The 11814-nt window shown below is 47.2% G+C and carries 10 protein-coding genes; 6 read left to right on the top strand and 4 right to left on the bottom strand.

Annotated features, from left to right (window positions below; translation table 11 throughout):
- The coding region (locus IQ270_RS04885) for a ShlB/FhaC/HecB family hemolysin secretion/activation protein (protein WP_193972126.1) at positions 1–1555 on the top strand (1555 nt) is incomplete at its 5' end.
- 240 nt (positions 1556–1795) lie between these two features.
- On the opposite strand, the gene IQ270_RS04880 is transcribed toward IQ270_RS04885, so the two are convergent.
- From IQ270_RS04880 to IQ270_RS04870, 3 genes are all read right to left on the bottom strand, one after another.
- Complete coding sequence (locus IQ270_RS04880) at positions 1796–2194, bottom strand: alr0857 family protein (RefSeq protein WP_193972125.1); 399 nt, start codon at positions 2192–2194, stop codon at positions 1796–1798.
- 267 nt (positions 2195–2461) lie between these two features.
- Positions 2462–2977, bottom strand: a complete 516-nt coding sequence (locus tag IQ270_RS04875) for an HNH endonuclease (protein ID WP_193972124.1) — start codon at positions 2975–2977, stop codon at positions 2462–2464.
- Positions 2978–3274: 297 nt separating this feature from the next.
- The gene (locus IQ270_RS04870) at positions 3275–3529 is read right to left on the bottom strand and encodes a hypothetical protein (RefSeq protein WP_193972123.1); all 255 of its coding nucleotides are present in this window, start codon (positions 3527–3529) and stop codon (positions 3275–3277) included.
- A 92-nt stretch (positions 3530–3621) separates the two neighbouring features.
- On the opposite strand from IQ270_RS04870, the gene IQ270_RS04865 reads away from it, so the two are divergent.
- From IQ270_RS04865 to IQ270_RS04850, 4 genes are all read left to right on the top strand, one after another.
- The gene (locus IQ270_RS04865; RefSeq protein ID WP_193972122.1) at positions 3622–3957 is read left to right on the top strand and encodes a hypothetical protein; all 336 of its coding nucleotides are present in this window, start codon (positions 3622–3624) and stop codon (positions 3955–3957) included.
- Between the two features lie 189 nt (positions 3958–4146).
- Positions 4147–5499, top strand: coding sequence for a D-alanyl-D-alanine carboxypeptidase (locus IQ270_RS04860; protein WP_339384306.1), 1353 nt, complete (start codon positions 4147–4149; stop codon positions 5497–5499).
- Between the two features lie 1069 nt (positions 5500–6568).
- Positions 6569–7714, top strand: a complete 1146-nt coding sequence (gene ldpA / locus IQ270_RS04855) for a circadian clock protein LdpA (RefSeq protein ID WP_193972121.1) — start codon at positions 6569–6571, stop codon at positions 7712–7714.
- Between the two features lie 253 nt (positions 7715–7967).
- Positions 7968–9746, top strand: coding sequence for a R3H domain-containing nucleic acid-binding protein (locus IQ270_RS04850; RefSeq protein ID WP_193972127.1), 1779 nt, complete (start codon positions 7968–7970; stop codon positions 9744–9746).
- A 148-nt stretch (positions 9747–9894) separates the two neighbouring features.
- On the opposite strand, the gene IQ270_RS04845 is transcribed toward IQ270_RS04850, so the two are convergent.
- Positions 9895–10074 carry a hypothetical protein gene (locus IQ270_RS04845; RefSeq protein WP_193972120.1) on the bottom strand — a complete coding sequence of 60 codons (180 nt, stop codon included), beginning with the start codon at positions 10072–10074 and terminating at the stop codon, positions 9895–9897.
- 35 nt (positions 10075–10109) lie between these two features.
- Between IQ270_RS04845 and IQ270_RS04840 the strand changes: the two genes are divergently transcribed.
- Positions 10110–11774 carry a protein-glutamate O-methyltransferase CheR gene (locus IQ270_RS04840; protein ID WP_193972119.1) on the top strand — a complete coding sequence of 555 codons (1665 nt, stop codon included), beginning with the start codon at positions 10110–10112 and terminating at the stop codon, positions 11772–11774.
- Positions 11775–11814: the final 40 nt, after the last annotated feature.

Here is an 11814-nt window from a genome sequence, read left to right as displayed (position 1 = left end):
TCCCCAAACACCGCCAACAGTTGCGCCCCAACCCCCGTCAGCAGTTCCCCAGCCGCTGCCGAATACAATAATTCAGGTGCAGAAAATTCAAGTAGTTGGCAGCACAATTTTAAGCGCTGACGAAATCAATGCCTTAATCAAGCCGTTAGAAGGCCGTTCTGTCACCCTAGAACAGCTCCAACAAATCGCCGATAAAATTACCGAAATTTACCTCAATCGAGGCTACATCACTACCAGAGCAGTCTTGCCGCCCCAAACTATCAGCGCAGGGGTAGTGCAAATTCAAGTGATCGAAGGCAAGCTGGCTCTAATTAAGGTAGAAGGAAATAAAAGAGTGCATCAAAGTTACATCCGCAGCCGGATTCGACTCGGTGCCGGAAGGCCTTTAAGCACATCTTCATTAGAAGACCAACTGCGGCTGCTGCGGGTAGATCCTTTATTTGACAATGTAGAAGCCAGCCTGCGGGCGGGAGATAATGAAGCCGAGAGCATTCTGATCGTCAGAGTCACGGAAGCTAATCCGTTTCAATCTAGTTTCAGCTTTGACAATTACTCGCCTCCGAGTGTCGGTTCCGAAAGATTGGGGGTTAGTTTGCGGCACCGCAATGTAACAGGAAATGGCGACGAACTTGCGGCGGCTTATTACCGATCGCTGGGCGATTCTGACTTGTTTGATTTTAGCTATCGCATCCCGCTAAATGCGATGAACGGCACTTTGCAACTGAGGGCGGCACCAAACCGCAACAGTATTGTACAAGCACCTTTTGATGCTTTTGACATTTCCGGAAAATCGCATTTGTTTGAAGTTAGTTACCGCCAGCCGCTGCGGAGAACGCCGATCGAAGAATTTGCCTTATCTGCCGGTATTACTTATCAGAAAGGCAGAACTTTTGTCGCCGGTGTACCGACTCCATTTGGCTCGGGCCCTGACTCCAATGGTGTCACGACTACCACTGCGATTAAGCTCGGACAGGACTACATTCGGCGCGACCCCCAGGGTGCTTGGGCTTTGCGATCGCAATTTACGATCGGCACTAGCTTGTTTGATGCTACTCAAAACGAAGGTGCTGTCCCTGACGGACAATTTTTGAGTTGGCTGGGTCAAGTGCAGCGAGTACAGCGATTAAATGATAAACATTTATTAATTTTGCAGTCAGACTTACAACTTTCTGCTAATAGTTTGTTACCTTCGCAGCAATTTGTAATTGGCGGCGGGCAATCTTTGCGCGGCTACCGCCAAAATGTGCGTTCTGGCGATAACGGCTTTCGACTGTCGATCGAGGATCGGATTACTTTGCAGCGGGATGCTTCGGGAAGTCCCAAACTTCAATTAGCTCCTTTTTTAGATGCGGGTACGGTGTGGAATACTGCCAACAATCCTAATAAGTTAACCAATCAGAGATTCTTGGCAGGTGTAGGTTTGGGGGTAATCTGGGAACCGATACGGCGGGTGAGCCTGCGCCTAGATTACGCTTTTCCTTTGATGAGCATTAGCGATAAAGGCGACAACCTCCAAGATAAGGGCATTTACTTCAACATCATTTATACACCTTAGTCTGATATCAATTCCGGTTGCACTCAAGGAGATAACTGTTGACTGTTGGCTGTTGACTGTTTAGAGATTTGAACTATACCGATGCAACCGGAAACGATATGACATCTTGCACGATTATCTAGAACGGGCTATAAGATCCCGTTCCACAAAAAGTGAATTTTGTTGTGGGGCGGGATCTTATAGCCGGCCCTGAAAGCCGGATTGAGAATGGTGCTTGCACGGTGAGGTTATCCTTCAATTTCAATCGCCGACTTCTCCGACAACCTCCGCAGCAGCCTGAGTTTCGAGCCAGAGTTTGAGCAGCAATCGCTCCGCCCGATCGCTCAATACAGTAGCAAACACGCCATCAGCGCCCTCAGATAGGTCAGAAATCCACGTACCGCGCAGAGTCACTTCCACAAAATCAGCATCAGCAACACAAAGGGCGATCGCATCGGTATCATCTCGGCGGGCCTCAGATTCCAGCAGAGACAGCGCCGGCAAATTTGCCGGCAGCAAAAATGCCGCAGTGCTCGGTTCCACGCTGATGCCTTGACCCACTCGCATAGCCAGCACAACTCGCAGCGCCACTAACTGTTCGGGAGATTGAGCCAAACGCTCCAAGTTAAAGCCCGTTTCAGTGTAAGTCAACTTCAGCATATTGACAGCCCTAAATTTGAAATTGAAAGTTGGTCAGTAGTCAGTAGTCATCAGTCATTAGTCATTAGTTGTTAGTTGTTAGTCATTGGTTCGCGCATTACGCATGGGCAGTGATAAACCGGGTTTATACGAATGTAAGGATTCACGATCAATGTACTAAGAAACATCGTTTCTGGGGTCGCAAATACGATCGCGAAATACAGTTGTTTTTGATTGACTAATGACCAATGACCAATGACCAATGACTAATGACTAATGACAAATTTCCTATTCCCCAATTTGGTATTCGTGCCAAAACATTTCGGAAAAAGCCACAGTGGGGTGCATAGGAGACTTCGGCTTAGTTCGCAGAGGCATTTGAGCTTCTGTTGGAGTTCGATCGCCCTTACGAGAGTTGCACCGTTCGCAAGCCGTCACCACGTTGTCCCAAGTATGCGTCCCGCCCTTCGATCGAGGCATCACGTGATCCAGCGTCAAATGGCGATTGCTGCTGCAGTATTGGCAAGAATGAGCATCGCGGCGCAGAACTTCCCGGCGATTGACCGGCGGCACTTTCCAAAGGCGTTCGCTGTTGGCAAAAGTCAAGCGGATGTGTTCGGGTACGTGGATGCTGCTGCTGGGCGATCGCACTAGCCAGCCATTGCCGATGCTATAATCTAGAGCTTGGGCCTTGCCTGTTACCAAAAGTACGATCGCCCGTTTGATGTTGACACGGCTCATAGGTAGGTAATTCTGAGAAAACACCACCACAGATTGCCTCAATACATCAGTTACTACGCTCACGGCTGGCTCCTCCTAATTTGGATTAAAAAATTGAAGAATTGAATAATTTTAGATTTGGGACTTTCGTTGTTTCCCCAGCATCGTTCGATTGAAGAATTTTAGATTTTAGATTGGTTTTTTTTGCTAGCATTGTGAGATTGAAGAATTTTAGATTTTAGATTGGGTTTTTTGTCACTTCCCCAAGCCTTTCCAAATTGCTCAAATATCCAATCAAATGCCCCCGCTTCTGTTACCAGAGAAGCGGGGGCAAAAAAAACTGCGTTCGTGCAAATTTTCATCCTCTGTCGGTACAGTTCTCTAGCTGTACCTCCCGCTTCGAGTATCTTTCTGTGGCTGTGCCACTGACAGATACTCCCTGTCTACCTCGCTGTAATTAATTTCTGCATTCTGTCCCAATCCACTATAACTGGGTTTATTTAGGCTCCGGCCTGCCCGCGAGGTTGCTGTGACGCGAGCCTCACCCGTCCAAAAAACGTGCCGCGACGAGTCAGGGCGACCTCTGGGGCGATCGCACTTCGGTTGATAGGTGGAGTAGGTGGGGAGAAATTTCACAGCAGGCAGAAGGTGGTTAAGAGGCTTTCAATCTAGCTGTAAACATACTACACTGATATTACAGATATGTCCACCCGTCACGGAGAAAAATTATGCATACCCTACCTAGAACCTCAACCACCGAAATGGAAGTCACCAGCATTCGACTAGAAAGAGAGCTTAAAGAGAGACTCAAAGAGCTCGCGGGCAATCAAGGCTATCAAGCTTTGATTCGAGATTTGCTCTGGAATTACGTCCAGCAGAAGTCTGGAGAGTATCGCCAGATGTTTGGTCGATCGGATATTCGAGCTAGCATTAATGCCACAGCACAGCAGGAGGAACGGTGCGCGCTTACAGGAGAGTTGATTCGAGTTAATGAGCCCATGTTATTAGGCCTGACGGTGCACGGAGAAATGGTGCCGCTGAGTATGGGGAGTATGGCTGGATAAACCAGTTTATCGAGAATTTTACAACCTGCCTGGGGTGAAGGCCCCAGGCGCTGAAGATCAAATCCCAAAGCATTTGGGGAATATCTATTTAACGAACCGCGAAGACGCGAACTGCGCGAAGGAAGATAAGAGAAGGAAGACGCGCAGCTAATGAATGCTAAAATTTCCATCGGGTGTGCCGCAAGATGAATGGTAAATTTGATGGAAAAGATTAAGGTAATGTTGCAAAATCGCTACTTGACTGCTGTAAGTTCGATCGCTCTTCTCACAATTATCGCCGGATGCGCCACTACCGAATCACCTCAACTTGCAACTCCCTCTCCTGTAGCCGAATCTTCACCGCCCCCGATTCAACCAAGTCAGCCCTTAACAGTTTCTGTCAACAATCCCGAAACCGCCACCAATACCAAAATCCAGCAATATCTCAACGAGTTGACAGCCCGAGGTTCTGCCAAAGAAGATCAAGGAATTTGGATGCAATCCGGCAATACTTTGCTAGCCAATCATCAAGGTACAGTTCCTCTGTCAGCCGCTTCCATTACCAAAGTAGCAACATCTCTGGTAGCCCTCCAACAATTCGGGCCGGAACATCAATTTATCACTGTAATTAGTACCAACGGGACGATCGAAGACGGCGTATTAAAAGGCGATTTAATTATTCAGGGTAGCGAAGATCCTTTGTTTGTTTGGGAAGAGGCGATCGCCCTCGGTAACACCTTAAATCAAAAAGGCATCAAGCGCATCACTGGCAGTTTGATAATTGTCGATAAATTTTACATGAATTTTGAACTTGACCCCCTCAAATCAGGAGAATTGCTCAAACAAGCATTGAACAGTCAAATCTGGCCCAGCGAAGCCGCCGCCCAGTATCAAACACTGCCACCCAACACGCCGAAACCTCAAATAACAATTGACGGTGCTGTCAAACTTCTCCCAGCACCTCCCACCAGCGCGCCTTTAGTCAAACATTATTCTTTACCCCTCACCGAACTGATCAAAAAAATGAATCAGTACAGCAATAATCTCATGGCAGATATGCTCGCTGATAGTGTCGGTGGCGCGAAAACAGTCGCACAAAAAGCAGCAGCCGCAACAGGGGTTCCTCCCGCAGAAATTCAACTTGTCAACGGTTCGGGATTGAGCGAAGACAACCGCATTTCTCCCAGGGCTGCTTGCGCCTTGTTTATAGCTTTAGAACGCTATCTTCAACCTTACAGCATGACAGTTGCTGATGTCCTAACTGTAGTTGGAAAAGATCAAGGAATACTCTCAGAACGGGCGCTGCCCAAATTAGCAGTAGTCAAATCTGGCACGTTGGATAATGTTAGCGCTTTGGGCGGAGCGCTGCCAACTCAAAAACAAGAAACTGTGTGGTTTGTGATTATGAATCGCGGCGCTAATGTCGAGACATTTCGCACTCAGCAAGAGGTTTTGCTGAAAAGCTTTTTGAATGAGTGGGGCAGTGTTCAAGCCTCACCGCCGGAATTAACGCCGAATCCTGCTAGAAATAGTAAGGTATCTCGCAACGAAATTGTTCAATAGCTTTGAGGCTTACGCATGGGGGCTGCTGAAGTTTTTTTAATACTTCATTTGTGCCCGCAAATTTGTCCAAAAACTGGGTTTGTTTAGTCCTAATGATTCACAGCAAAAAAACTTCAGCGGCAAAAGCTGCTAAAATAAACGAATGAAAAAGCCACAGCCACCAGATATCTGCAAAAAACCTTCATCGAGCAGTTGAGCCAAACTGAAAAAGTGGAAATGTTACTGGGTTAGGAAAAAAATATTGCAAAATTACAGAAAAAACTAGCTGACGAAAGATATAGTCACCTAGGACTCCTAGGCAAATGATTTTAAAAGCAGAACTGCCGACGAGGCACTTTTGAATACACATAACGACCAAAAAGTGAGATTTTTCTAGTTAATCTAGGTGGATTATGAAGGAGTTATTCTGTATAATTTTCATAGTGAGTGGAAACTCTTGCTGACGCCACAACACGAGCGTCGAAAGTAAATTTTACCTCGATTTGAGTATAACTTTCAACCTTTAGTCCCGGCAAGTATAATAAATATTTTTTATAAAAGTTCATTACATTAGTTGTATTGAGCGCTCTATTATATACCATAAAGTCAGGAGAGCCGTTTTGGTTTGTGGGGATATTGCTTTGAGTGTGCGATCGTGTAGCTAAATACCGACAGATCAGCAGTGGCGATCGGCTATTTAACTTTCATTCGGCCTTGGTTTGAGCCGGCTCAATACGCGCCGATGCTTTGCTGGGCGCTAGATGGCTCCGAATCGAGTTTTCAGAGTTCAAAACTCTCAATCCTGCAATAGTAGTCTGCTTTTTTCTTGCACGAACCGCTAACAAGTGATATTATTATGAGTCTGTCGGCAATTAAAACTTCAGCCAATAATTAAAAATTGCATCCGTAATAAAAAATTTCACAAAAGTTAGATGGCTAAAAAAGTCATGCTAGAACCTCCACATCTGGGGCTGACCCCCCAAGTCCGACTGCTATCGGTAGCGTTTTGATACTTGTCTATGCCTGAGTCGGAAAACTCAGTAGAAATTTTCACATAGTAATTTTTAGCCGGAAGGATTAACATATAAGGGTGACAGAACATTATCATCCCCTAAACTCATTAAAAGGCGGCCATTGGTTCAAACTGATCTGTGGGGCGAGCTTTCAACACTTGCCTGCTGTTCGGAATCTCACCTTGGCTTATACCTTAGCAGGCGCTGACTGTATTGATGTCGCGGCAGATCCCGCCGCCGTCGCAGCAGCGAAAGAAGCCCTACAAGTTGCCGACGAATTACAGGCAAGAACTCAAAACCGCAGGTTTGGCGGGAAAGGGTTGCCCTGGCTGATGGTGAGTTTAAACGATGGGGAAGACCCGCATTTTCGCAAGGCCGAATTCAACCCAGCCGATTGTCCGCCGGACTGCTGGCGGCCGTGCGAAAAAATATGCCCAGCCTCGGCAATAGTTTTTCAGAGCGCTGGTGAGGGTTTTTCTGGGGTGATAGATCGGCAATGCTACGGCTGCGGTCGCTGTCTGCCAGTTTGTCCGAGCCAATTAATCTACACTCGTTCTTACGTGTCTGCTCCCGCCGCGATCGCACCTTTAATCTTGCAATCGGGTGCGGATGCCCTAGAAATTCACACGCAAGTAGGCAGAGAGGCAGATTTTGCGCGACTTTGGTCGAGCATAGTTCCTTGGGTCGATCGACTCAAGTTAATAGCAATTAGTTGCCCCGATGGAGACGGTTTGATTGACTATTTGCGGACACTTTATCAAATAATTTCCCCCCTTCCTTGTCCCCTAATTTGGCAAACCGACGGTAGGCCGATGAGCGGAGATATCGGAACAGGAACTACTAGAGCGGCTGTCAAACTCGGTCAAAAAGTTTTGGCTGCCCAGTTGCCGGGATTCGTGCAACTGGCAGGAGGCACTAACGATCGCACTGTCAGCAAGCTCAGAGCCGGCGGACTGATGAGGGAGTATGGGAAAAATTTGTCAATTCCCGATCGCCCGCACATTGCAGGTATAGCTTACGGCAGCTATGCCAGGGTTTTGCTGTGGCCTATTTTAGAACAATTAGACACAATGCAGAGCGATCGAGCATTGGCAATTCCAGCAGCCAAGCCAGCAGCCGGAGTTCAAACACCTCGGTTGAATCAGCTCGAAGCCGTCCCAGAACTTCTCTGGGAGGCCGTGAGTTTAGCTCGTTCTCTAGTTTCCCAGCTCAAAGAATTTTAGTCAGTTGTTAGTTGTTAGTTGTTAGTTGTTAGTTGTTAGTTGTTAGTTGTTAGTTGTTAGTTGTTAGTTGTTAGTCAGTGGTGATCGGTCATTAGTTAGTAGTTAGTGGTTAAGAGTTACTTCCAATAACCAATAACCAATAACCAATAACCAATAACCAATAACAAACAACAAATAACAAATAACAAATAACCAATAACAAATAACCAATAACTAAAAAAAGTTGAAAACGTCACCGAACACACCGAGGCGAATGCAGATTACAGACGACCTCAACAGATTATTAGACATCGTTCCAGATGAGATCCGGCAGCCCCTTGAGCAGCACCCGCAGCGCAACAATCTTATTGAGATTGTGATGGATTTGGGCCGCCTACCAGAAGCTCGTTTTCCATCCTTGGCCGAACATCTTTCCGAAACGCCGATTTCTAAAGCAGACATCGAGTATTGCATCGAGCGAGTCGGCAGCTTCGGCGGCGACAACCGAGCCGGTATCGAGCAAACCCTGCACCGAATTAGCGCCATTCGCAACCGCAGCGGCGAGATTATCGGCTTGACTTTGAGGGTAGGCCGCGCTGTGTTCGGGACGATCGGTATTATCCGCGATTTAGTGGAAACCGGTCAGTCAATTTTGATGCTCGGTCGCCCCGGAGTCGGCAAAACCACGGCCCTGCGGGAAATTGCCCGCGTACTCGCCGATGACTTGGAAAAACGGGTGGTAATCATCGACACCTCCAACGAAATCGCCGGAGATGGAGATATCCCGCATCCGGCGATCGGCAGAGCTCGCAGAATGCAAGTTTCCCGTCCCGAACTTCAGCACCAAGTCATGATCGAAGCAGTGGAAAACCATATGCCGCAAGTGATCGTGATTGACGAAATCGGTACGGAATTAGAAGCTTTGGCCGCTCGGACGATCGCCGAAAGGGGCGTGCAGTTGGTCGGTACCGCCCACGGGAACCGGATCGAAAACTTGATGAAAAACCCGACTCTGGCAGACTTAATTGGGGGCATCCAAGCGGTGACGCTAGGAGATGACGAAGCAAGGCGCCGCGGTTCTCAAAAGACAGTTTTGGAACGCAAATCGCCGCCTACTTTTGAAATTGCGATCGAAATGCTCGAACGCCAGCGCTGGGTAATCCACGAACGAGTTTCAGATTCGATCGACTCTCTGCTGCGGGGACGCGAACCGAACCAGCAAATCAGAAGCGTCAGCGACAGCGGAGAAGTAATTATCGATCGGGAATCAGCATCTCCCCCCGCCCGGTTCCCTGGGATGCCAGCTTCGGGCCCGGGCCCCGCTGCGGTATCAGCAATGCGGCCCGTCACACCGATTTCTGGGTGGCGGAGTGCCGGGAAAATGGTGCCGATGCCCCCTCAAGGCGAGAAATTCGCTGCTGCTAACAGCGCGCCGGTAGTTCCTGAAACTCGGTATTTCGAGCAACTCCTCGAAGAATCCCTGTCCCTGGAACCCGTACCGCAGCAGCGGGGTCGTTATTCCCAGAATGTCGGCCCTAACGGCGAAGATTTGCCCCTCCACGTTTATCCTTACGGCATAGCTCGCCACCAGCTCGAACAGGTGATTTCCACCCTGAACCTGCCGGTGCTGCTGACGAAGGATATTGAAAGTGCTGACGTGGTGTTGGCTTTGCGATCGAACGTGCGGAACCAGTCAAAATTAAGGCACTTGGCCAAAACTCGCCAAGTTCCCCTGCACACAATTAAAGCTGGGACTATTCCCCACGTAGCGAGAGCTTTGCGGCGCTTGTTGGACATGGACGACCCCGGCACCCCGGAAGTGGCAGACCTTGCCTTATTCGCCCGCAGCGGTACTTCTGACGAGCTCGAAGCTCTTGAAGAAACCCGCTTGGCTGTCGAGCAAATTGTGATTCCGAAGGGACAACCGGTGGAACTCTTACCCCGTTCTCCCAACGTCCGCAAAATGCAGCACGAACTGGTGGAACACTATCACCTGAAATCTCACAGTTTTGGGGAAGAACCCAACCGCCGCCTGCGGATTTTTCCAGCTTAAACAGTCGGGATTTGGAATCGGCATTGTTGTAGGGTGCGCGGGCCGCACCTTACCGATTGAAGGCAGCAGGTAGAAGGAAAACGGCTGATTTTTTTTCAGGCTGCTATCTGTTTTCTAGCTGCTGCTTTCGATCTGGCAATCTGCTAAATTAACGATAGTTTTTGTAGGTGAGTTCACCGCCCCAACCCGAATCTTGCGGTCGATCGACCCCACACGATCTTATTTCCGTTCGGATTGTGGCGATGAGTGCGATCGGCTCAATGACCAATGACCAATGACCAATTCCCAATTCCCCATTCCCAATTCCCAATTCCCAATTCCCCATCATAATAGATTCTACCTAAACAAATTTACCGAGTTGATATGAATGATGCACAAATTCAGCTATTTATTCAATTAATTGCGACTCACACAGGTTTAGAAATTCGCCCGCCCGATCGATCGGCTTTGGCTCAAAAACTTTTGACTCGGATGAAAGCTGTAAAAATAGCCTTTCCCGAAAAATATTATCAAATGTTAGCTGCTCCTAGTCAGGAAAGTAAAACAGAATGGCGCCAACTCGCACTGCTGCTGACAACCAACGAAAGTTATTTCATGCGGGACAAAGGACAACTTTCGCTCTTGGAAAAAGTTATTTTCCCTGAATTGATCGATCGCAAAATAAAACTGTACGAGCAATTCGGAATTAAACCAGCACTGCGGATTTGGAGTGCAGGCTGTTCCACCGGTGAAGAACCTTATTCTTTAGTTATTATTTTAAAACAGCTAATTTGTGACTGGGAAAAATGGAATATTTTAGTTTTAGGTACTGATATCAATCAACAAGCAATAGAAAAAGCGCAGCGGGGAATTTACAGCCCTTGGTCGTTTCGCTTGGTTGACCCAAAACTGCAAACAGACTATTTCGATCGGAGAAAAACTGAATGGGAAATTGACAAAAATTTGCGCCAATTTGTGACTTTTAGCCATCTAAATTTAGTCAAGGATGATTTTCCTAATATTTACCAAAATATTTATAACATGGACTTGATTTTGTGCAGAAATGTTTTTGTTTATTTTGAAGCTCAGTATATTTCACAGGTACTGAAAAAATTTGCTAAAACGCTGAGAGTAGGAGGATATTTGATGACGGGTCACGCTGAAGTTCACAGTCAGGCGATGAACGAGTTTCAAGCAAAGATTTTCCCGGAGTCGGTTGTTTATCAAACCAAGAATCTCCCCAAGGATGCACCGGGTACAATGGAGTCTTCGATTGCACCAGCACCGCAGGCGCAATCAGCGTTGGATGAATCCAGAAAGGCAGGGAAAGTTAACGGTGACAGGCGTAATTTGCTACCGGGGGGGACGGTACCAGCTAGTTTAGAGAACGGCAATTTTGGGAACCTAAGCTCGCTATTAGCAGCAGGTAACGGGCTGGGAAAGATGCTGCGAAGTCGCTATTTTGAGGGAGATCGGGCGAGCAAGAAAGTTCCTGATTTATCTCCAACCCCCGAACCAAAAAAACTCCCTACCCAAACGCCTCAGATGCTGATTTTAGAGGCAAAAGCTTGTTTTAAAAATAAAGCTTATCCTGAAGCAATTGATAAAGCAAAACAGGCGATCGACCTGCAATGTCACAATTTTGATGCCGATTATTTGCTCGCTCAAATTTATGCAAATTTAGGCAAGTATTCTCAGGCGATCGAACACTGCAAGCGAGCTAGCAAAGTAGATGCTATGTCAGTATTTCCTTATTTTTTGCAAGCTCACATTGCAGAAGAACAAGGCGACTTGGAAACAGCTAAAAGTTTTTTGAAAAAAACTATTTATCTTTGCCCGTCTTTTGTTTCGGCTTATCTCGAACTTGGGAATATATACAATAAAGAAGGTCAGCTAAATATAGCTGTTAAAATGTACAACTCATCTTGCGATATTCTCAAAAAACTACCGCCCAATACTCCGATCGAGCAGCAGGGAAAAATGACAGCTAATCAAGTATTGATGGATGTTGAAAAAAAATTGGTAAAATTGTACAGCCAACAAAAATGATGCGCCCGGAGCAGCTAAAAATTAGTTTGTAGTGAGGACT

This window comes from Microcoleus sp. LEGE 07076 (assembly GCF_015207455.1).
Classification (GTDB): domain Bacteria; phylum Cyanobacteriota; class Cyanobacteriia; order Cyanobacteriales; family Microcoleaceae; genus Microcoleus.
This window is presented reverse-complemented; position numbering and strand designations above follow the sequence as displayed.